This window comes from Bacteroides sp. Marseille-P8574 (genome assembly GCF_902825465.1).
GTDB lineage: Bacteria > Bacteroidota > Bacteroidia > Bacteroidales > Bacteroidaceae > Bacteroides > Bacteroides uniformis.
The window spans coordinates 150320-172708 of sequence record NZ_CADEBE010000002.1 but is presented as its reverse complement, the minus strand read 5'-3'; the positions used below and the strand labels follow the sequence as shown (position 1 = coordinate 172708).

At 46.3% G+C, this 22389-nt stretch carries 26 protein-coding genes; 23 read left to right on the top strand and 3 right to left on the bottom strand.

Going from position 1 to position 22389, the window contains the following annotated elements; all coding sequences use genetic code 11:
* Positions 1–94: 94 nt before the first annotated feature.
* From HUX74_RS13015 to HUX74_RS12970, 10 genes are all read left to right on the top strand, one after another.
* Complete coding sequence (locus HUX74_RS13015) at positions 95–406, top strand: hypothetical protein (protein WP_174647330.1); 312 nt, start codon at positions 95–97, stop codon at positions 404–406.
* Complete coding sequence (locus HUX74_RS13010; protein WP_174646807.1) at positions 403–1875, top strand: hypothetical protein; 1473 nt, start codon at positions 403–405, stop codon at positions 1873–1875. The genes HUX74_RS13015 and HUX74_RS13010 overlap by 4 nt, the downstream gene beginning before the upstream one ends.
* Positions 1872–2729: a hypothetical protein gene (locus HUX74_RS13005; RefSeq protein WP_174646806.1), complete on the top strand. Its 858-nt coding sequence runs from the start codon at positions 1872–1874 to the stop codon at positions 2727–2729. Before HUX74_RS13010 ends, HUX74_RS13005 begins: the two co-directional genes overlap by 4 nt.
* Positions 2723–3691, top strand: a complete 969-nt coding sequence (locus HUX74_RS13000) for a hypothetical protein (RefSeq protein WP_119993420.1) — start codon at positions 2723–2725, stop codon at positions 3689–3691. Before HUX74_RS13005 ends, HUX74_RS13000 begins: the two co-directional genes overlap by 7 nt.
* Positions 3688–4248, top strand: coding sequence for a hypothetical protein (locus HUX74_RS12995; protein ID WP_174646805.1), 561 nt, complete (start codon positions 3688–3690; stop codon positions 4246–4248). The genes HUX74_RS13000 and HUX74_RS12995 overlap by 4 nt, the downstream gene beginning before the upstream one ends.
* Positions 4249–4502: 254 nt before the next feature.
* Positions 4503–5438 carry an amidoligase family protein gene (locus HUX74_RS12990; protein WP_119961581.1) on the top strand — a complete coding sequence of 312 codons (936 nt, stop codon included), beginning with the start codon at positions 4503–4505 and terminating at the stop codon, positions 5436–5438.
* Position 5439: 1 nt separating this feature from the next.
* A complete protein-coding gene (locus tag HUX74_RS12985; protein ID WP_174646804.1) occupies positions 5440–5673 on the top strand; it encodes a hypothetical protein in 234 nt (77 codons plus the stop codon).
* A gap of 134 nt (positions 5674–5807) precedes the next feature.
* On the top strand, positions 5808–5978 hold the full coding sequence (locus HUX74_RS12980) for a hypothetical protein (RefSeq protein WP_174646803.1): 171 nt from the start codon (positions 5808–5810) through the stop codon (positions 5976–5978).
* Positions 5979–6052: 74 nt separating this feature from the next.
* Positions 6053–6481 carry a DUF5053 domain-containing protein gene (locus HUX74_RS12975; protein WP_174646802.1) on the top strand — a complete coding sequence of 143 codons (429 nt, stop codon included), beginning with the start codon at positions 6053–6055 and terminating at the stop codon, positions 6479–6481.
* Positions 6482–6502: 21 nt separating this feature from the next.
* Positions 6503–6691 (top strand): hypothetical protein, encoded by a 189-nt coding sequence (locus HUX74_RS12970; RefSeq protein WP_174646801.1) that lies wholly within the window; start codon positions 6503–6505, stop codon positions 6689–6691.
* Positions 6692–6793: 102 nt separating this feature from the next.
* Here HUX74_RS12970 and HUX74_RS12965 read toward each other — a convergent pair whose 3' ends face one another.
* Together HUX74_RS12965 and HUX74_RS12960 are read right to left on the bottom strand one after the other, a co-directional pair.
* Positions 6794–7210: a DUF5053 domain-containing protein gene (locus HUX74_RS12965; protein WP_174646800.1), complete on the bottom strand. Its 417-nt coding sequence runs from the start codon at positions 7208–7210 to the stop codon at positions 6794–6796.
* 44 nt (positions 7211–7254) lie between these two features.
* Positions 7255–7452: a hypothetical protein gene (locus tag HUX74_RS12960; RefSeq protein ID WP_117599675.1), complete on the bottom strand. Its 198-nt coding sequence runs from the start codon at positions 7450–7452 to the stop codon at positions 7255–7257.
* A gap of 177 nt (positions 7453–7629) precedes the next feature.
* On the opposite strand from HUX74_RS12960, the gene HUX74_RS12955 reads away from it, so the two are divergent.
* Complete coding sequence (locus HUX74_RS12955) at positions 7630–8091, top strand: hypothetical protein (RefSeq protein WP_174646799.1); 462 nt, start codon at positions 7630–7632, stop codon at positions 8089–8091.
* 125 nt (positions 8092–8216) lie between these two features.
* Here HUX74_RS12955 and HUX74_RS12950 read toward each other — a convergent pair whose 3' ends face one another.
* Positions 8217–8384 (bottom strand): hypothetical protein, encoded by a 168-nt coding sequence (locus HUX74_RS12950; protein WP_174646798.1) that lies wholly within the window; start codon positions 8382–8384, stop codon positions 8217–8219.
* Positions 8385–8707: 323 nt separating this feature from the next.
* Here HUX74_RS12950 and HUX74_RS12945 point away from each other — a divergent pair, with 323 nt between their 5' ends.
* The 12 genes from HUX74_RS12945 to HUX74_RS12885 all read left to right on the top strand — a co-directional run bounded on the left by HUX74_RS12945 (position 8708) and on the right by HUX74_RS12885 (position 22389).
* Positions 8708–8905, top strand: a complete 198-nt coding sequence (locus HUX74_RS12945) for a hypothetical protein (protein ID WP_151882860.1) — start codon at positions 8708–8710, stop codon at positions 8903–8905.
* Positions 8902–9165 carry a hypothetical protein gene (locus HUX74_RS12940; protein ID WP_151882859.1) on the top strand — a complete coding sequence of 88 codons (264 nt, stop codon included), beginning with the start codon at positions 8902–8904 and terminating at the stop codon, positions 9163–9165. The genes HUX74_RS12945 and HUX74_RS12940 overlap by 4 nt, the downstream gene beginning before the upstream one ends.
* Complete coding sequence (locus HUX74_RS12935; protein WP_174646797.1) at positions 9162–9374, top strand: hypothetical protein; 213 nt, start codon at positions 9162–9164, stop codon at positions 9372–9374. The genes HUX74_RS12940 and HUX74_RS12935 overlap by 4 nt, the downstream gene beginning before the upstream one ends.
* The gene (locus HUX74_RS12930; protein WP_117652824.1) at positions 9364–9636 is read left to right on the top strand and encodes a 5-formyltetrahydrofolate cyclo-ligase; all 273 of its coding nucleotides are present in this window, start codon (positions 9364–9366) and stop codon (positions 9634–9636) included. The genes HUX74_RS12935 and HUX74_RS12930 overlap by 11 nt, the downstream gene beginning before the upstream one ends.
* Positions 9637–9748: 112 nt before the next feature.
* The gene (locus HUX74_RS12925; RefSeq protein ID WP_119993412.1) at positions 9749–10168 is read left to right on the top strand and encodes a hypothetical protein; all 420 of its coding nucleotides are present in this window, start codon (positions 9749–9751) and stop codon (positions 10166–10168) included.
* Positions 10169–10172: 4 nt separating this feature from the next.
* Positions 10173–13667, top strand: coding sequence for a hypothetical protein (locus HUX74_RS12920; protein WP_174646796.1), 3495 nt, complete (start codon positions 10173–10175; stop codon positions 13665–13667).
* A gap of 9 nt (positions 13668–13676) precedes the next feature.
* The gene (locus tag HUX74_RS12915; protein ID WP_174646795.1) at positions 13677–15719 is read left to right on the top strand and encodes a hypothetical protein; all 2043 of its coding nucleotides are present in this window, start codon (positions 13677–13679) and stop codon (positions 15717–15719) included.
* A gap of 73 nt (positions 15720–15792) precedes the next feature.
* Positions 15793–17091: a hypothetical protein gene (locus HUX74_RS12910; RefSeq protein ID WP_174646794.1), complete on the top strand. Its 1299-nt coding sequence runs from the start codon at positions 15793–15795 to the stop codon at positions 17089–17091.
* A gap of 69 nt (positions 17092–17160) precedes the next feature.
* A complete protein-coding gene (locus HUX74_RS12900; RefSeq protein ID WP_254592867.1) occupies positions 17161–20994 on the top strand; it encodes a hypothetical protein in 3834 nt (1277 codons plus the stop codon).
* 12 nt (positions 20995–21006) lie between these two features.
* The gene (locus HUX74_RS12895) at positions 21007–21450 is read left to right on the top strand and encodes a hypothetical protein (protein ID WP_174646793.1); all 444 of its coding nucleotides are present in this window, start codon (positions 21007–21009) and stop codon (positions 21448–21450) included.
* Positions 21451–21538: 88 nt separating this feature from the next.
* Positions 21539–21970, top strand: coding sequence for a hypothetical protein (locus HUX74_RS12890; protein WP_174646760.1), 432 nt, complete (start codon positions 21539–21541; stop codon positions 21968–21970).
* Positions 21971–22023: 53 nt separating this feature from the next.
* Positions 22024–22389, top strand: coding sequence for a pyocin knob domain-containing protein (locus HUX74_RS12885; RefSeq protein WP_174646792.1), 366 nt, complete (start codon positions 22024–22026; stop codon positions 22387–22389).

The window sequence follows — 22389 nt, the reverse complement described above, 5'->3', positions numbered from 1 at the left end:
TGGAGTTGCAAGGCATGCTCCTGCATTCTCTGGAAATATGACGGAGGGTGCTTCCCGTCCTTTTTCCCGCAGTAGAAACCTGCTACTTTCGGGCATGGAAATGACAATGACCGGTATTCAAGCGATGCAATGGGCCAAGGAGATATCAAAACTGCCTGACGGCTGTTTTACCATTGCCTTCTTCCCGTGTTCCAGGCATAAGGGGGAGGCATCAACCACATTGACAGTTAAAGAAGGATGCAGATGGCGTACTCAACTGCCTGAAGAAAGATTCAGTATAGACAGTGACAACTTCTTTCTGTTTACAGACGCAGACGGGGTCCCCAAGATGTGCTACCGTATTCTCATCAGGTACATGGGCTTTCCTCAAGATGGTTTCAAACTTCATAAAATAGATTGGTTATGAGTAAAAGCAATCTCAAAATGGTAGGCAACTTCGGTTGCTATCTTGACGATGACAATGTAATATCCTTCCAGATTGGAGACAGGCCAATGGCTTCAGTCCTGGAACCGGACCCGATGTTCCCCCTGAGTGGAGGAAGTCTTCCGGATACGCAGTGGCAGAGCATCCAGGGATTCCAGGTGTGCAGCCGTGGCTTCAACAACATGAAATGCGAGGAAGTCGCGTCCGACATAAAGAAGAACCGGCTTCTGCCGAGATTGATTACCAAGCAGGTCAACATGCTGTATGGTCATGGGCTTGCCGTGTACAAGCCGGCAATCGTGGACGGGAAACTTCAGAAACAGTGGGTTGACTGTCCGGAAATCATGGACTGGCTCAACAGTTGGGAACAGCGCGGTCTTGAATCGGGTTATAAGGAAGTGGCCAAGTCAATCATCAAGAACTACTACTATTTCAGGGACTGTTTCGTAAAGTGGCGCTTCACAAAGGGAAAAGCAAGAGGGACGATGCCCGTTGCCGGCCTTGAATCCATGGAGAACAGACATTGCCGGCTGGCCACCACCAAGAAGGATGTGGCGACAGATGTTGTCTACTACCGGGATTTCCGCTACATTGCCGTAGGGCGTTGGGGGTATGGCACCTCCACTTTCCGCATCTATCCGAAGTTTTCCTTTTCGGAGCTTGCCAATTACAGATTTGCGGCCATTTCCCATCACCGGGAAAAATCCGTGGATGAGTTCTACGGTGTGAACGAAACCCATGCCGGTACCAGGTCCTACATCAAGGGTTCCAACGATACGGCTGATTATATCAACTCCTTTTTACGTAATTCGCTTGCCGCCAAGATACACATTGTCATCCCCAATGCCTGGCTTGAGTCCAAGAGGATCCAGATAACCAAACTCTGCGACGAGAATAAACGGCGCAAGAAGAACAATGAGGAAGAACTGATGTACAATGGCATCGTGATTGGTTCGGAATTCAAGGAATCCACCCTGATAAAGTATCTGCAGTCTGAACTACGTAAGATATCCCGCTATCTGTCCGGTGCAGACAACCAGGGTAAGGCATATGCGACAATCAGCTTCAAGAACAGCCAGGGCGAAGAGGAACGCTGGAAGATAGAGACGGTTGATTTGAAATACAAGGAATATATCGATGCCTTGATATCCTATGACAAACGTGCCGATGAGGTGCTGCTGTCAAGCGTGGGACTTGACTCCTCCATATCCAGTGTCAGCAAGGACGGAGTCATATCCAAATCAGGAGCCGATGCGTATTACAACTATCTGATATACATAATGTCACTGACATCGGAAGACGAAATCTGCTCCGAACCGTTCAATATGGCCATACAGATAAACTTTCCCCATTTGTACAGCCAGGGGTACCGTCTTGGATTCTATCGCGAAGTCCCGGCACGCCAGGAAGATGTTTCACCTCAAAACAGACTAAATCAGCAACAGTCATGAGAATATTGGAAGAACTGTTTACCACCATTTCGGAATTCCGGAAGTATGCTCCCTATGCAGAGAGCAATGTCACTTTCGACCAGCTCAATTCGTCTGCCATTTCTGCAAAAAAGCAGATGGTTATCATCCTTACCAAAGATGTCTACACCGATCTGACGGCAAACGAGGGCGAACTGAAGGAGGCCCTGCGTCTTGCTATGGCCAATCTTACCATGGCCAAACAGCTCATTTTTGATGTTGTATCCAAGCGTAAGGATGATGTCGATATATACAAGCATGAGCAGGAAAGCATGCGCAGGTCGTATATCGAGAATTATTATAATGCCATGGATACTGTCATCCAGTTGCTTGACAACAGTCAGACCGTGCCCTCCTGGAAAGAAACGAGATACAAGAAGATGCTTGATGTTCTTAAAATAAAGAGTACGGAGGAGTTCGACATGCTGTATACGATAGACATGTCCTATCTGTTCTTTTTCCGGACCATACCGATCCAGAGCGAAGCGCTGGATGACGGGATATCGGCCTATTTTGAACGGGCAGAGAAAAAGGAGGAGGTATTGCGCCCGCTCAAACGATGCCTCGCCAAGCAGACCATAGCCATTGCCCTGCGGAGATTTGACATTATAGAGTTTCCACCGACAATAAGAAGTCTGTTTGACGAGTCTAAGGCAAGCAGGTCTGGGAAGGATGAGCAGGCCCGCATGCTTGAGTTGTCCGCTTCTCTGCTTGAAGAGGTGAAGCGGGAACTGGCCAATATAGATCTGCTTTTGTCAACGGACAGTTCCGGCTCTGTAGATACGAACACATCCTTTAACCGTCCGGACGACATAATAATGCTGATGCCATGTTGACAATAGATTTTATAGCAAAAGGAATGCAATACAGCATCCCCAATTCCTGGGATGGATTAACTCCTTATCACTTCCAAGCACTCATGCGTGATATACAAAAGTTTGCGGATGGAAAAATATCCGTCGGCATGGTCCGTGCGAATTATGTTTGCCGGATTATGGGATGGAATCTTCAAAAAATAAGGAATACGGATGGATGGGCAAATGTGGCCTGGCTTGCAGAGCAGGTGACATTTCCGTTCACGATTGTCTATCCGGATAATGATGCAGCACTCCAGGAATTGGATTCTGAAACATACAGACTCTGTAAGAAGATACCACCACACCGGTTGCATGGAATAACCATATCCAGGTATCTGGACAGACTGGACTACAAATATGCAGTCGACTCATGTTTCTGCAAACAACTGGTTCCGGCGATACATCTTGAGGATGAAACTTTTTTTGCCTATAATATAGAAACCATGTTCAACCGTCTTACTTGCTCGCTTACGGCACTCCAGTTCATTGAGGCACGTGGTCTCCTTGGATGTCCGAAAGAGCAGCTTCCGTTATTGGCCGCTATCCTTTACTATCCGGACCGGTATTCATCTGCCGGAGCGCATAAGTTGGCACAGAAGTTCACTGGGCTGCCGATGGATGAGCTTATTCCCATAGCCTTCAATTTTCAGGCCTTCATCAATTATCTGTTTACCAAAACTGAGTTCAAGTTGCTTACAGAACTTGAGGAGACCAAAGTTTCTGCCATTTCCACGGGTGCACTTGAGTCTCTGTACAACTTGAGTTCAGACGGGTTTGGGGATATTGAAACCATCGAACACATGAATGTCATCCAGTATTTGACCATCCTCCGGAAAAAAATTATTGATACGGTGCGCAGCCTGCATGCGGCCAAAATGGATAAAGCGGATATTGCGAGAGAAACCAGACTTCCAATTCACATAATAAATGAAATCCTATGATACTTGATTTGCTCAGATATTTTGCCCGTTTTCCCAAAAAGGAAGGGGTTGTCTCCATGTTCGCCAACGGCTCAAGTGACTTTATCCAATATGCGGAACTGCTTGGGTATGTCAAGAAACTCCCGGAACCGATAATGCCCGAACTTGAGAATCTTGTTTTCGGGCAGTCATACGATTACGTAAAGAAGCGCGTCGATAATATTACCGGCAACTATCTGTTCGTGGATTTCGGAGAATTCACATCAAGCCGTGACACACACAACTCCATTCTTGACAGCCAGAAACTTGCCGCCACCATAGCCATGAAAGTTTCGGATTCCGCAGACATGGTTGAGACGGCCATTGCCTCGGAAATGACCTTGTCTCTCCTTGCGGAACTCAGAAAAAGGCTTATTTTTGATTCACGGTCTGAGGATTTGCCATGGCTTGATAAGATATCGGAGAATCATGACATTATCCCTTTTGTCTCATCCGAATTCAAATCCATAGGCTGGACACTCATGTTCAGTTCTGCAGCAACCGATTTGTTCAATGTCAAACCATCCCTTAGTGAGTAGCAAATATCGGGCCATTAAATGGTTCAGAAACTTTTTGTTCATGTTGTTTATTTCCATCCTGGCTGTGGGCTGTCGAAGTTCGCGGTCAGGAGCTACTCCTGATTACTCTTTTCCGTCATCCCTACCACGAAAAATAATCATTTTTTTTACTCAAGCTAAACAAAGCTAATACACTGATAATAAACAAGATATTACTACGTTATGCGCGTTAATAGTGTTACCTTAGCTGTACGAAAAATAAAGGATAAAACATTATGAACGAACAAGTTACAAACATTCTTAACCAGAGCATAACAAAGACGGCAAAGATACAGCAGCTCCTTCTTTTAGGTCTGACCCGCCGCCAGGTAGCCGATTTGGTAACAAACGGAAATTACGGTTTCGTGCAGAACGTATATAAGAAAATGCTGGAAGCCGGAAGATTCGGCCAGCAACCGGCCATCGCAGCCTGCCCCGAATTGGACTATACTTTCAACAGACGTTTCGGCATCGAGATAGAGGCATATAACTGCGAAAAGGGAGTTCTTGCCCGTGAACTTCGTGAGGCCGGAATTGCAGTTGCAGTGGAAGGTTACAACCATAACACCCGCGACCATTGGAAGCTGGTTACAGACAGAAGTCTTAGAGGGAACGATACTTTCGAGCTGGTAAGCCCGATACTTGAAGGGGAAGCCGGATTGCAGGAACTTCAGAAGGTATGCTGGGTGCTCGATTATTGCAATGTGAAGGTGAACGACAGCTGCGGCCTTCATATACACATGGACGCTGCAGACTTTACCATTGAAACCTGGCGCAACCTTGCAATAACTTACCGCCGCCTCGAACCGGTAATCGACTCCTTTATGCCGGGTACCCGCCGGAACAACAGATATTGCAAATGCCTTACCGGAATTTCAGAACGCAGCATAACGGAGGCAGAGAACATCATGCAGCTACGTTCAGCCTTTGGAAACGACCGCTACCACAAATTGAACCTTGAGGCTTACGCACGCCACCGCACAGTTGAATTTCGCCAGCATTCGGGTACCACCAATTTCACAAAGATGGAAAATTGGATACGGTTTGCCGCCAACATGATTACCTTTGCAAAACATGGCATGGTGAATTCGGGATGCCCGCTTTCAAATATCCCCTTTCTGACAGCCGACCAAAAAGTATTTTTCAAATTGAGAACCAAAAAATTAGCATAATATGATGACAACTTACACTTTGCAGGATGGCGGTATAATTGCCGCCTCCTGCCCTACAGACTTTGTAACCAAACTCCGTGAAAGCAGCCGTTTCGACAGTGAATGTACTGACCAGGAGTATATGTACCATTTCGCCGACCGTTTCCATGACCAGACGGGGCATGCAGTCCGAGCTGATACCCCGGAGCATTTTTTGGAGGATTTAATCCGATATAAGTATTTGAGTATCGGATGAAATTCATTCTGCGTCCGTACAGACAATCTATATTATATAAATTTGCACTTTGATAATAAAATTGTTATCAAAGCATTTTGCAGGTGATAATAATTTCTTTATCTTTGTACTGTCAATCAAAAAGAGCTCTTTGAATGACTGATGAAGAAGCGCTAAAGGCGCGGGTAGATGAGTTGATTGAGAATCTCAACTACTACCTCCGAAATTATCACCGGCTCATCGGGCTGGGATACAGAAAGTCGGTACTGGATGCTGAAATTGAATTCCTTAAATTGGAAATTCAACGTCTTTCCGCTTTCCGGTAGAAAGGGGAAGTCGCCAGGCCAGGCGGCTTCCTTATCTTCATTCATTAATATGTATCACCTAAAATTTAAGAGCTATGGGAGTAAAAGAAAAGTTTTTCAGGCTAAAAGAGGCTTGTGTTAAAAGCAAAGGAGCAGATCGGATAAAAGCGGATCAGGAAATGGAAGCGTTCTTCAACTCCATACGTCCGGAAGATGAAGCGGAACTTCAGGCTGCAGTCTCAGAAGACTTTGCCAGGATTCACGAGGACATTGAAGAAGCAAAGATTTTAAGACAACGGATAGAAGTACGCAAAATCTTATTTGAAATATTGCCATTCATTTCTGTATCAGAATTCTCAAAAACTTATTTTGGAAAATCAGCTTCATGGCTGCATCAGCGTATTAACGGGAATGAAGTGCATGGCAAAACTGCTACGTTCACTTCCGGTGAGCTGCATCAACTGGCTGATGCTCTGAATGATGTGGCAGATAAATTGAAAAAAGCTGCAACCGCTTTTGTATAAGGCAGATTTGTGAATACCAATATGAAAATTAGAACAGAAGAGGAATTTCATGCTTTCCGGGTAGAGATGGAAAAACTCGTTGCAAAAGGTACTGCTTTGGGAGATATGGAACTATTGAACAAAGAAGAAAAATCAAGGTATGTCATACTTTCTCAAGCTATTAATAAGTGGGAAGTTACTTATGGGAAGTTCCTGCTTCATAAAAACTAATAGCAAGGAAAGCCTTCTTTGGTTTATACTGTTTGTGGTCGATAGAACGAAAAATCCCCGTAGCGGTTCATACTACGGGGATAAGTTGTCATAAAACGTCTCTCAAGATATGGAGAGTGAACCTAATTGTTTGCTTATATCCTGGAGAGCAAAGTTGAATGTCTCCAAATCCTTTTTGCTGAGCGTATAAACTTTACCCCTAACTTTGCTGCCATTGATACGTTGGCTAAGCCATGCGGTACTTTTACCGAAATATTTCTTGGCAATGTATCCCAATGGAATGATTTCCGCATAGGGAGCTATTTGCTGCTTCAATGTGATATAGTTGTTCAATTCTTCAGCTTCTGATGAAACCTCCTTGTAGCCATTGATTAGGAAATCGGCTATTGCATCAACATCTTTCTGATCTGTGTATTTACTGGTTATTTCATCAGAGAGAGCAACATATTTCTCCATAGCATCCGGTGTGCCGGAGTGAGCGATTTCATGCAATTTCTTCAAATCATCTTTAAGTGCCATAAGCTTATTGTTTTGTGCTCCCCTTATGGGGAGCTTGTTTAACTTCATTTTTCCAATTCTTTCAAAACCTTTTCTAAAAGTGCTATCTGTTTGTCTGTTTCCAGTTTTGCATCTAAGAGTTCATCCATCTTCTGCCTACTCATTTGGTTTCCTGCATTCTTGAAAGTGTGTTCATACATTTTAGATAACAATTTTAACTGGGTAAGTTTTGCAACCAGTTGCATTTTTGTTTCTTTTTCCATATCTCTTTGTTTTAATGGCAATGCAAATATACATAAATATTTGTTTATGTACAAATTCCATAAAGAAAATTTTATGTATTTCTTCTTTATTGAACAAAAATGCATTTTCTGCACATGTTAAAATTCTCATGTGCAGAAAATTATTATATTTGCACACATAGTCAAATAGTTATTAATATGGAAAACTCGGATATACGTACATTCCAAGACGATGACTTACAAGATATTGTCTTGCAAGCATTATACCGTATCCCCGATTATTTATCCATAGAAAATAATATTCTGATTCCATTGCATATTAATAGTGAGCAAGGTCGTATACTAATAATACGTAAACGACTTGTAGTTGAGGGATTAATCGAAGAAAAGGAACCTGATTCTCCATCATCGTTAGTCAAAATAACTCCGAAAGGATACCAAATAATAGATGATTTTGGTATCTACAAGAACTATAAAAAGGAACATCGGAAGATATCTCAGAGTCAGCGTGCTATACAGCAATTAGAAGAAAAGAATCTACGACTTAAGAACTTGAATATCATTGTTGGACTTATATCTTTCCTTATAGGAAGCTTATCAGGATTCCTATTATCAGACCCGATAAAAAACATACTAAGACGATGGTTGGAAGCCAACTGACAGATTCTTTCAATAAGTTGAAATCCGTACATACTTTATTGATTCTATTCTCCAACTGAATTAATTTGTATTCGTCTTGCATAACTTCTTTTTTTGCTACAAAAACAACTTTCTTTGCTGCTATTTCAAATAAAACTCCCAAGAGAACCTTGTAAAATAAATCGGTAGATAAATTCAGCTTCTTCGTGAGGACTATAGCCGGTTCCTCTGTAGGCTTCTGTAGCATATTTCACGCAGCGTTCACGTAACTTGCGTTCGTATCTTTTCTTAAAGTACTGGATAATGATTTTCATAATGACTTTCTTTTGCTACAAAAATAACCTTTTTCTTTTGCCATTCCAAAAACTTTCACCATATTTGCAGTGACTTCCATTTGATGTAGGCGACGAGTAGTTCGCCAACCGATTGCCGTTGGCATTTTTTATGCCCATCGGTTATCTATATAGTTCCGACCCCCGTGTGGAGTGTTAATGCACCCACTGCCTGCATCAGGTGGAAGTCAACGGGAAAGCGGAACTTTCTTTTTTGAAGCATGTTTTTCTTATTTTTTTGGTATTGAAAGTCTGCTTTCCCGTCATTTATTAACCATATTGTTTCATTTAAATTGACTTCCAAAATGAAAAAACAATCTCAAAGCGCCCGCGGACGCTATGTATCCGCTGAGAAGGTCCAGACCTTATTTGCCCAACTGGGCATTGAATTGTGTTCCGGTCGCAAGCGTATCCGTGCTGCGCGTAGTGAAAAATCCATTATCATCTATGCCAATGGCGGCACTGTGAATATTTCCTTTAATGAGAAAGGAGGTACGAAATGAGCAGAAAGAGAAGAAAAAATCCGCGTCACATGTTCGTTTCAGAAGAATATGTGCACTACATGGGTGGAACGGTAGCAGAACCGTGCTATACCATCCATCTGGGCGAGTTCGGCATCCTTGAGGACTTGACCCTTACGGAACTGTTCTGCCTACGGCAGATACTCAACGAGACGTACGAACACGAGCGTATCCAGCACTTCCTTTGGAAGGAACACTATGAAGAAAAAAGGAAACGGGCGAAGGAAGGAGGTGCCAAATGAGCCGTATCAAGTCTATAACACAGAAAGACATTTATGTTCAAGCCGAACGTCTTTGCACAGGAACTGAAACAAGTGAGTATAAATATTGCCTTGCTTATTATGGCAACTATGTGATGTGCGACATCTCTGCGGAGGATGCCCGTGAAATCATTGCCTGCCTGCAGCATGCGCTTGATGTTAATGAGAAAGGAGGACAAAATGAAAAATAAAGAGCAAGAACAGAAAATTACCGATATCAGTATCCATATAGCATCCTTGTCCGCATCGTTTAAACCTGCCCCGGATGCACGCCATGCCACTCATTGGTTCACTACGGATGAAGTCTACGATGCCATTCGCCGTATTGACCCTGGAGCGCAAATTAGTAAGGAGCAGGTTCATCAAGCCATGCTTGATGCCGGTTATAAATACCAGAACCGTCCTGGTTCATCAGGACTGGACTTCCGGTGGATGCTCCAAGCGAAAAACTAAATACTACTGTCATATAGGGGGTAATTGTTCGTGATGAATAGTTGCCCCTTCGTTTTTATGTCCTTTCCGTACCGCCTCCCCTATTCTATCTTCGCTGGAAATAACAGTGAATATGATTACAGACCAGCTTGTCAGAGAACGTTTTGTCCATGATATAATGTCTCAAGGCATCAACCTTATTTATGAGACACAAGAAAAAGTTGTGCGTACATATCTCAACTCACGATCCGGGGACCTGGTGGCACATCTTCAGAAACGTCCGTTCATTGCCCAGGAATCAGATACGAAACAAGCCTATTATCTGCGTATATTCCCATATCTCCGCTTTCTTGACATCTATTATCGTCGTGGAGCCAGTGACCGTATTTCCCGTCATATTCGCCGTAATCTTGCTCTTTATAACCGGGTGGTCTGGGGAGTGCTGTATCATGAGACATTCCCGGAAATAAAGTACGGTTTCACGGAAGAAGTTCGTACCAATATTCGCAAGGAACTGGAGCAGGCCCTTCAATATGAAAACTCAAACTGGTAACATTATGGCAAAAAAGCATTTATCCGAAGACGAAATCAAACTCATAATCTCAGGTGACAGTTCCAAGCTTCAGGAAGAGCTGCATACACTGACCAAGGAAACCAAGGCTTTGAAAAAGGAAGAGGCCGAACGCCGCAAGGCTATGGTGGAGCTCGAAGCCCAAGGCAAAAAGAACACGAAAGACTATCAGAACCTTGCGAAAGAGTGCAAAGACTATACTGCCAAAATTTCCAAAAACAATGAGAAAATAAGTCTGCTGACCCGTAACTTGAAAGTCAACGATCTCACCATGAGACAGCTCAAGAAAGAAGCTAAGGAGCTTTCCGCTGCTTTGGATGATATGACTGAATCTGCGAATCCGGAAGAATATGCCAAGCTCAATACCCGTCTCAGAGAAGTCCGTGCCCGTATGAGCGAGTTACGCAGCGCAGGTAACAACATGAACAATGAGTTCGGCAACAGCGTGAATTGGATGTCCAAGTTAAAAATGGCAGCCAAGGCTTTCATTGCCGTTAAGGTTGTCGGATGGCTTAAGGATGTCCATAGCCAGGCATACGAGACACGCAAGGAATTCGCCAAATACGAGGCAGTCCTTCGGAATACTTTCCAGTCGCAGAAGAAGGCCAATGATGCCATGAAGATGCTTCAGCAATTGGCAGCAGACACCCCATCGTCCTTGCAGGAATGGACTGAAGCATATATCAAGCTTGTTAATCGTGGGGTCAAGCCTACCAGCCAGGAGCTTGTCAACATGGGAGACCTTGCCGCTTCCCAAGGAAAGTCCGTCGATCAGCTCATTGAGGCTATACTTGATGCGATGACCGGGGAGAACGAACGTCTGAAGGAGTTCGGTATCAAGGCTTCCAAATCCGGGGAGACTACAAAGTTCTCTTTCCGGGGAGTGACTACCGAAGTGCGCAATTCTGAGGATGCCATCAAGGATTATCTTCTTTCTCTCGGTCGTGTCGACGGCATTGCCGGTTCCATGGCCGTGCAGATGCAGGAACTTGAAGGAATCCAGTCCAACCTTGGAGACACAATGGATGCCTTTTTCAATAAAGTGGGGAAAAAGCTGGAGCCGTTCTGGAAATCCATGTTGAAGTATGCCAATGGATTCTTCATTAAACTTGGGGAAATGTTCACCACTTATACGGAAACCTACGAGAACCATTTCGACAAGATGGTGCAGCTTGAGAGCGCATTGCCGGGACTGTTGAACCGGTACGAGGAACTGACCGGCAAGTCCTCCCGTTCCGCTGAGGAACAGAAAGAGTTGGCCAATGTCATAGCCCAGATAAGGAACATGGTACCTGGCGCAGCGACAGCATTCGACCAGTACGGGAATGCCATCGAAATTTCAGGCGAAAAGGTGGAGGAATTCCTTAAGAAACAAAGGGCGCTGCTAAAGTTTGAGAATCAGAAAGCCATCCGGGAAACAACAGAGCAATTGGAAGAATACCGCCAGGCATATAAGAATCTGTTGGAACAGCAGAAACAAGGTGGAAGGACTGTTTTCCAGAGCAACGGTATGTTTGCCGCACCGACAGCATACATCAATACGGAAGCTCTTCCGCAAATAGAGCAGGATATAAAAAAGTATGGTGACCTCATTCTGGGTGCCGAAGAGAAATTGAAACAACTGAACGGCCAGACTATTGAAGAAACCGTCAAGAACCAGCAGAAGCTTGCAGAAGTACGCCAGAACTTCAACAAGATGGAGAAGGTTCAGTTGCAAGCCTGGATAAAGAACAATAAGGATGCAGCCGGTGAGTATGTAGAAATAGCCCAGGAAATATACAACAAACGTTTCCCGGCAGAGGACTCTGACGCGACCAGGAAGAAGGCTGAAAAGGCTGCCAAAGAAGCAAAGTCGGCTGCTGAAAAAGAGCAGAAAGCAAAAGTCTCTACGGAGCAGGAAGCCGCCAAGTCTCTTGAAGCATTAAGGGAGGAAGAACTGCAATCCCAACAGAAATGGTATAATGAATCGTTTGCCGCTCTTTCAGCTTTTCTGGCATCAGGAAAAATGAGTAAGGAACAAAATGAAATGCTGGTACTCGAACTTGAAAAATCGTATGCGGAAAATAGGCTCATCATAGAACAGTCTTATTATGAGGACGCCATATCCATGGCCATTTCCAATGCAGAAACCAAGGAAAATCTCGTCCGGAAGTCCAATCAACGTGTCATTGATGCGGAGAAGGCGGCGAATGCCAAGCGTGCTTCACTGCAGGAAAAGCTGAATACACTTGTCAAGGACTTCAAATCAGAGTTCAAGGTTACTACAGTTGATGAAGACTATGCCGCGCAACTCAAGGTTCTTGAGGCATCCTACCAGGCGCGTAAGGAAATGGCTGAGAAAAACAATCTTGATACGACAGAATTGGACAGTGCCTACCTTAGAGCTAAGGAACAACTTGAATCCGAACATCAACAACGCATCCAGTCCATTCGTGACCAGTATAGCTTATCTACACAGCAGGAACGGTTCAATGCGGAACTGGAACAGCTCAGGCTCGCACGTGAACAGCAGTTTCTGACTGAGGAACAATATGAGCAAGCCGTCCAGAACCTCAAACGGGACAGTTATAAAAAGCAGTTTGACTATTATTCCAGTCTGTTTTCCGGAGCCATTCAAGCATTGCAGCAAGCGGAAATGGACCAGGTCGATGCAAAATATGATGCGGAAATTGAGGCAGCCCAAGGTAATACGGAAGAAGTGGAACGTCTGGAAAACGAAAAGGCCCAGAAAAAGCTTGATATACAGAAAAAATATGCGGACGTGAATTTTGCAATCAAGGCATCACAAATCATCGCAGACACAGCTGTGTCAATCATGAAAGCATATGCAGATTTGGGACCGATTGCGGGTTCAATCGCAGCAGCCCTTATGGGCGTGACCGGAGCCGCACAATTGGCCAGTGCCAAAGCTGAACGGGATAAAATCAAAAATATGACTCTTTCCGGCAGTAATTCCGGCAGTTCCGGTACCGGCGCACGCGTTGCCACCGGTCGCCAGTCCGGAGGCAAGATTGATGTCCGGCGCGCCCAGGATGGAAAGCTCTTTCCCGATGCCGACTACGACCCTGATGCACGGGGATTCATTGACCGTCCTACTGTCATAGTAGGTGAAGGGCCTTCCGGACAATCCAAAGAATGGGTGGCCAGCAATGCAGCTGTAAGCAACCCTACCGTCGCACCGATACTTGACATACTGGACAAGTCCCAGCAGGCCGGTACCATAAGGACACTTGATCTTAACCAGGCAATCCGTGCTCGAATGGCCGGTTATTCATCCGGTGGCTCCATTGATGCCCAGAAATCTGCAGTGCCGGTACCGCCTGCGCCATCAGGAACCTCTCTGCCTCCAAGACTGATGGAACGCCTGGCCAATGCAATCATCCGTATTGATGAAGAAGGCATCCCAGCATCCGTCACTCTATCTGAACTTGAACGCAAGCAGGAATTGCGGAACCGTTCGCGTAAAATAGGAAGCAAATAACATTTCATCATGAAAATAGTACATTCTTCAGGAAAAGCCTATCAACTGGCACCTGACACGCAAATTGAAATCGAACGTCCGAATCTGTTCTTCAATGATTATGGTGAGCAGTCACTTCCGGTGGATCTCCCGGATACAAACCTGAACCGGGAACTGACCGGTTACCCCGATATGGTGGCCAACCGTAAAAAGCCGCAGACAGACATCACATGCAGCATCCGAGACGGTGACTACTGTGTGACCGCCCGGCAAGCCATACTCGGTGCCAAGCGGAAAGAGAAGATAACGACGACATTCTACATGAACGAGGGCAGTTTCCTTTCGCGCATCGAGAAAGTTGCCGTACCGGCCGTTTTCGGCAGCGAGACCGTACCCGGAGTGGAAACCGTAGAGCAGGGTATCAACTGGTGCCGTTCGTTGCTCGACAACACCAATCCGCATTTCACCCTCTTCCCCGTCATCATCGAGCTGAACGGGGAAAAACGCGGAGTGAACGTCACCTGCGTAATGGACGAGAATGGAAGGCCGATGCAGGTCCGTCCCAGAGTCACAAGGAAACAAGGCTTATACAACTCATATGCCCGTACAGAGAAGGTGGACAGCCGTATAATCACACTTGATCCCGGTTACTACATTACGCCCTTCATCCGTGCCACCTACCTACTGGAACGTATCTTCTCCTATTTCGGCTATACCTTGCAACCGAATTTTTTCACCGAGACCGAGCCTTTCAAAAGCATGGTGTTCATCAACAATACTGCCGATGCGCTGGTGAACGGCACCATCCTGCTGGCCCACCTGGTGCCCGACTGCCTATGCTCCACCCTGCTCGAAGTCTTCCGCAAGAAGTTCTGTTGCGAGTTTGTTCCAGACGAAGTGGCCAAGACCGTCCGCATAGAGTTTTTCAAAGACATGATAGCCGCACGCAACCCGACAGACTTGACGGCTTGTCTGGCCGGACAACCGGAAATCAATTACGAGACAGCCCGTCAGCTGAAGCTATCGTCAAAGAGCTCCCTCAGCAATGGAAGCACTCTTGACAGCACCACCGAGCTGGAGCGCAAATACCCCACGGCCTACTATGACATGGCATCCGGCAGATACGTAAGGATGGGCTATGGCAGGGAGGGCGTTATCAGGGTAGTGTCCGACGGAAACCTGCCGTTCTATGCCGGAGAAGAAGGACTGGATGACTATGAAGTGGAGGTGCCCGACAGTCAGTTCTGTTTCGACAGCCTAATGTTCTTCGTGCAGGGCACTATCAACGGAAGAGAATACGGGAATTCCGTAACTGCCCCCTATATCGGAGAAGGAAGGATGCTCAACAGTACTATCCGGGTAGCGGACGAAAGTACGAAAAGTGAGGAAAGTGAGGAAACGACAAGCGATCCCTACCTGACCGAAACCTCCCATGACCAGAATCCCATGCTGGCTTTCGCCTTGAGTAACAGTACCGGACTGCCCGTCGGGGCAAACCACGATGCCGCGCGTGGCTACTCCCTTCTGTACAACGGCCCTATCGGTATCTATGAAAAATTCTGGCGAGACTTCGACACCTTGCTGCGCAATGCCCTGCACAAGGTAACAGTTCCGCTACTGATGACGAACACAATGAAGCAAGCCCTCCCCGTCTACCGGAAAGTGGCACTGGGCGGTTCGGAATACCTCATCGACGTGCTGAAGTACACTCTCGGAGGCAACAATATGCCAATGGATACAACGTTGCTCACTACGCAGCTCCAGGAGCCCGTAACCATGGCCATGGACGAGAGCGAACGGATGAAGATGCCTGCCTACAAGTGGAAGGTAAACTGTACGCTATCCGAAATGACGGAAGACGAATGGACAGCAGCAGGCTTCGAGGCGGGCGCGTTGGTGGACATGACCATCGTTTATCTTGCACCGCCCACCGAGAAACAGTATGCCGCAGGCGGACAGTACCACAAGCGGACGGACTACTACAGCTATATGTATTATCCGCGCCGGGGAGAAGGTGAAATCTGTTATAGAAGAGTGTCCGTTTACATGACTCCCCAATTGATTACAGATTAAGGCGGTTGATGATGCGTTGTCCTTTCTGCATGCAATCAATCCACATAAATTCGCACCAAAAACAGAAAGTATAATGAATATCATCCAACAGCCCGACATGCTGTCGCTCTCGATGAACCTGAAGAATTTCATCATCGGCTCTTCCCGACAGACGACATTCACTCTGAAGGCCGGCGACAAAGAACTGGTGTCTCAGGTATATGCTCCTGACGAAAACGGAGTGATGGAGATAGATATACATGAAATTGTACACTCGTTTCTGTCATACAGCTTGAAAGACATCGGAGAGGTATATCAGCAAACCAACCTGGTTGCCGATTTCACAGCAGTCATCGACTCCACTGAAATCACCTTTCGCGTTATCCGCTCTGGAGTGGACCGCTTGACTGACTCCGCCACCAATTTCCTGACACAGAATTTCCTCACCTGGCAGCCGAATGTAAAGCCGGTCACTTATTATTCTCTGGAGTTCCTGACCTACTATGCTGTGGTTGCCGGTACAGTCAAACTCCGCGCATACTTTACTGATGAGTCTGGAACTGTTAAATCTCAGACTGATTATACTGTTACAGAATTGATGCCAGGTATAGCTTATACCATGCCTCTACAATACTCTGTCGTTGCGGGATGGCTGGAACATAAATTACCTGCATATTATGATGTATGGGTCGAGAACACCTCCGGCCAGCGTCTTACATATATACAGCGTTACTATGCTGAGGATATGCGCTCCGAGCAGGAACAGTGGATATTATTTGAAAACTCTTTGGGAGGTGTCGATACATTCCGGGCATATGGTAACACTGTATTCAATGGCGAACACACGCATAATATTGCTGAAATTGACGAAATTTTTTCAGAATACCGTGTAGACACAGAGAGGAAGTTTCAAAAAAACACTGGTTACCTGAATGGAGATGAGCGCAAATGGCTGCTTGATTTCTTCCCGTCAAATGGCAAGTATCTGTACGCCGGTAATTATTTGCGCCGGATAGTCGTAACAGACAGCAATGTCAGCTATACAGACCGCGAACTTCCAAGCAATTATACGTTCACATTCAAGTATGCCGACGCTCGTCCATTACTAAATCTTCCCCGAACCGATGTCCCTACAGACGTTCTCAACATTACCGTACCTGAAGTCGGTTCTTTTACAGTGCCCCCTCGGCTTGCTGAATTTCCCCGCTTACCACTTTCCGAGGGGGCCTTATTTCCCATACAAAATCCATACTCAGAGGAATGGTCAACTACTAATGTAGCTGCAATCGGGTATTACCTCGCAGACTTTTTTTCTCGCATATTTGGTTCTGGCGGTGGTGTCGGTCATAAACATCGTAACTATGATTTGCTTGAATTGCTTTCATATATTTAAGGTTATCTGCTGGTAAATGGTCAAAAGATAAAAGCTGGTTATGCGGATAAAGCTGGTTCTGTTGAGGGAATGGAGGATATTTTTCTTCACAAAAACAAGGCTGATGGTACTCCTTTTCCGATTACCTTCGGAGATTGTGCCAAGTTCGGCGAATTCCTCACCGGCATTTCCGGAGGGTGCATCGATAGGAACGGCAATCTGGAGATGGAGGAAGGCATATTCCGCAAACGTGTGTTTGTCCCAGAGATTGCCTACAACCGTGTGACCTATTTCAAAGGCAGAATGTGTGCCTCTCCCGGAGGTGGATGTACGGTTAAGGAATGGACGGACAACGGTGACGGCAGCTATACGATAACACCCGATTTGACGGATGCCGACGGGCTGAGCCAGTTTGTCGATGATATACTTACTACTTACTTCGTCACCAAGAACGCCGAAGGCAAGTTGCAGGGTTTCGAGGAGATGAAGTTCCGGGTGACTTCTGCCGATTACACTGCCAAGACATTCGTCATGACGCCGAAGCCGGGTACTGACTGGAAGCCGGGGGAATCTATGGTACTCGCCCAGACGGGTAACTTCACAGATGAGGATAGGCAGACGTACATCCTGATTGATACGGTGGGCGGCAACAACTGCATTACTTTCTTTGACCACGCCAATACCTGGGATGTCGAGCCTGCACAAGAGATGTCGTGGATTGGCAAAAAGAAAGGTCGTACCGTGCATGGCATTCCTGCTGACAACTACTCGGCTGTTTTTCGCCACGTCATCATGTCCGGCAAGATATTCCAGGTGGATGACATCACCGGCGAGGCTTTCCGGGTACCGCTATTTAAAGGTACGTGGAAGAAGAGTGAGAAGTATGCCTATTACGATGAGGTGACGCATAACGGCAGCTCCTGGATATGTGTAAACGAGAAAGGCACGTCTACAGAACCGGCAGACGGTAATGCTGATTGGTTGAAATATGCGGCCAAGGGAGAAAGCGGCAAGGGTATCAAGTCTACCGATGTGGAATACGCGATATCGGTGTCGAATGTCATTGCCCCGGTGGACGGTTGGCAGACTACCTCTCCTGAATGGAAAAACGGCAAATACATATGGTCCCGGACAAAGATAGTCTATTCTGATGGCGAAGTCAAGTACACCCAAGCGGCTTGTATCAGTGGTGGGCAGGGATCCGACGGTAAGGGCATCAAGTCCATTACCGAAGAATACTACCTATCCTCTTCATCGGCCACCACAACCGGAGGCGAGTGGCAGACTACCTCTCCAGCATGGAAAAACGGATGGTATATCTGGACCCGGACAAAGATAGTCTTTACTGACGATACTTCCACCACAACGAACGCCATCTGTGTGACTGGCAGCAAGGGTGCAGACGGTACAAGCATCACCAATTGCGGTGACTGGCAGACCGGAAAGCATATACCTTACATGGGTATTACCAAGATGGCCGGACGTGTCTTTTTATGTGTCGCTCCTGATGGTACCGACAATCCTCCGATGTGGACTCAGACGACCAATGAGGGGCGCCGCATCCTGCAGACGCAGAACGGCGGCAAGTCCTACGGTTATACCATTACCGGGGACCTTAATACTGCTGAGTATGAGCTGCTGGTGGAGAACGGCCAGGATGGTAAGGATGGAAAAGGCTATGAGTGGATATTCAAGCATACGACAGAGAATGTGACGCCTCCTACGCCAGCCACCTCGCAGGTAGATGACTATGTGCCGTCCGGCTGGCATGATGACCCGATTGGGGTGAGCGAGAGCCTGCCATACGAGTGGGCTTGTTGCCGCACGAAGAAGGACGGTGTATGGAGCACGTTCAGCCCGGCCGCCATCTGGGCCAAGTGGGGCTTTGACGGCGAGTCGGCCATTGTAGCTGATTTCGACAATGAGATGGAAAGCATTGCCTTGACATATGAGGGGAAAACCGTTGCGCAGTCCGTGCTCAAAACGACCGTCGGCATGTGGTATGGTACGAAGAAGCTACAGCTCAAGTCCATCTCATGCGTGACCCCTGCCGGTGTTACCGAGAGCTACAATGTCAATACGGGTGTGATAGCGTTTACCGTGGCTTCCGGCATTTCAATGCCTGCACGTTCAGAGGTCAGGATAACCGTTACGGCTACTGTACAGGATACGGATATAAGCCGTGAACTGGTATTCACTGTTACCGGGGTGCGTGCCGGTAATCCAGGCAGTGATGCGGTACTCTATAGGCTGGTGCCTTCCGTTTCTTCAGTCAGCAAACGGAAGGATGGCACTTATAGTGTAGCAAGCGTGTCATGTACACGCACCAAGTCTGTAGGCGGTAGCACTTCCATCACGACGGATGGTGTGCTGAAATACAGTAAGGACGGTGGTTCGGAGGTCGAGATACAGAACGGCACGGCCATTTCCCCAAAGAACTTCACGACGCAGCTGCAGTTCGTGTTCTACGTGGGTGGGCAGGTCGTGGACCGGGAAACTATTCCTATGGTTGTGGACGGTACCGACGGTAATCCTGGAAAACCAGGCGGTGACGGCGAATCCGTCAAGGCTGGCGGTGAGTGGCGCACAGCTAATACTCCATATAAAAAGCTCACCATCTGTACGATGGGTGGCCGCTCCTGGCTCTCAAAGGTTGATACATCGAATCCACCTCTATGGACTCAGACAACTCATGACGGGAGGCGAATCACTCAGACCCAGAACGGTGGAAAGAGTTACGGCTATATCATTACGGAAGAAGTGAACACCGACGAATGGGAGCAGCTGACCCAGGATGGCGGCATGGTCTATCTCATCAGTACATGCAGCAATATACGGGTGAGCAGTGCCGGGTCTTTGGTGCCTTCGGCTTTCCGCGTCTATGCCAAGCGGACGCTCGGCAGCGCTACATTGACTTATCCGGACGGATATTTGGCAGCGAGAGGCTACAGTAACGGGATATGGAGCGCCATCGCAGGGCCTTCGAGGGCTTCCGAGATTACGGTCAACGCTTCGGCTGGATATTCCACTTTCTCGGTTCGCTGTTATCAGAGCCAGGCGGACGCTTCGGCATGGCATGACAGTTTTATTGCGGAGATATCAGTGGGTGTCAGCTATGACGGAGCAAGCGGACGAGACGCCAGCGAGCCGCGTCCGAGAGGTTTTTTCGCCAAAGGCAACACATATGTCTGGAATGAAGATTACCATGACATCGTACTGGCCACATTCAACAATCGAACCATTCCGTTTCGGGTACGGGCTTACGGTACGTCGGTCACTGTCGCACCTACCTCGATAGACGGTGATGCTAATTGGGAGGCGGCACAGCAGTATATGTTTGTGGCTATGGATATGGCTTTAGCGAGAAAGATACGTGCCGATGAAATCCTTGTGGATGATTTGGTGGTGCAGAACGTATTGGCAAGGGATAAAACCGGTAAAGTCATGTGCCAGATTGACGGGGAGAATGGTGGCATTGGGTTCCTGGCCGGAGGCAATATCCGATGGGATGCCAATGGTAATGTGTTCCAGGACGCCTCAATCTTCCGAAAACTGAAACTTCTGGAGTCGAAATCCGATTCGTATGAATACTACCTGGATTTCAATACCGGGTTGAACTTTGAAATATCCCGGATATTCTCACTTCCAACGCAAGAGGAAACAATATACCTGCCGAATGCGGCAGAATATGAAGGTGGAGAGTGCATGCTGTATAACGGGGCCGTCTATACCCGTCTCGGGGGACCTGCAAGCATAAAAGTCGCAGGTGGAGGCAGCTTTATCATAGACGGAGAATACTATTCTAAAATAGTTGTCCCGTCGCTTTCCATTGCTCAATTCAAGGCCGTAGCGACATACTCTGATAGCGTAAAGGATGAGGTGAAATGGGTTCTAATATCAGGAAAAGCGGAATCGAAAACTTAAAATATCAGTTTTATGAAAGTGTTTTATGAAAGCAAGTTAGCGAAATGGCTGCTGTGGCAGGGCTACAGCACCATCACATTGGGATGCTTTGTATTCACCACGAAAAGCAAGGAGGAGATGAAGCAGAGTACACTTAACCATGAGGCGATTCATGTAAGGCAGTGGGAAGAATGCCTGATTGCTTCGGCAGTCCTGCTGACGGTAATCATGCTGTTTACCGGGTTCAGTATCTGGGTATATCTACTTTGCCCGTTGTGGTTCTACCTTCAGTATGGGTTGGAGTACGCAATATCCTACATGTATCACTTATGCCGTAACCGGTGTTGGGTGAATGTAGGTGATAAGGCTTACGGAAATTCAGCATTCGAGATGGAGGCAGAAGCCAACGAAGAGGTAGACGGTTATCTTGATGTGAGAACTCCTTTTGAGTTCTTCAAATATTACGGAAAAATTTGATTTATAATTTACAAAACGAGTTAATTATTAAAATGTTAAATCGGGTAATATTTCCGTCCGGAAATTATGCCCCTTAAACGTACAAGGTATGGCAGAAGATATTAAAGAGAATGCAATGGCTGGGGGGACTCCGGCACGGCTGCGTGGACTGGCGGCAAACGGCAACAGTATATCACCAACATTGGAAGAGGTGGCAAGCGCAATGCCAGTAGCAACTATGGAAGAGAAAGGGATGGCAAGCGCTGGACAAGGAATAGTCGAATATAGTATTGTAGGGGAAGGCAGTGTAGATATTCCTCTTCCTTATTATGGAATATTTCTATTTGTCAGCGAGGAACTTGTAGGCTCCAGTCTCCTATTCCATTTATCTTATTATAAAAAAGATTTTAAAGCTGTTATTGATTCGTCCAACATCGTAGGGAATTTATTTAATATAGAGCAACTAAAAGACGGCAGTAAAACCATAAGAGTTACAAATTTAAGAAGTAGTGTTCAAAGATTTTCCATAAATAGATTATAGCCAACCAGCATTATGTTTCTCTGCCGAATCCTTTGCCCCTTAAATGTAAGAATATGGCAGAACAAGATATTAAGGAAAATGAGATGGCTTCAGTCGGTAGCGTGGATTACGTTAGAGGGTTGAAAGGGAAAGATAGTGTATTAATCACTCCTGATAATTTACTATCATTAGTAATGAAGCATAGAGGAACTATCGACTATATTAATCCTGATGAGATTAATAATATTAAGGCAACTGGAATCTATGCGCACTGGGGAAGTATATCAGGAAGTGTTGGCACTTATGGAGTTCTTCTCGTTTTTAATGCGGATTTCTATATTGTACATTTAGACCTTTCATTCAATTCTAAAATTATTATGCGCCGAAGTACTGACAAAGGTTCTACTTGGAGCGAATGGAAGTCAATTACGCTTACCTAA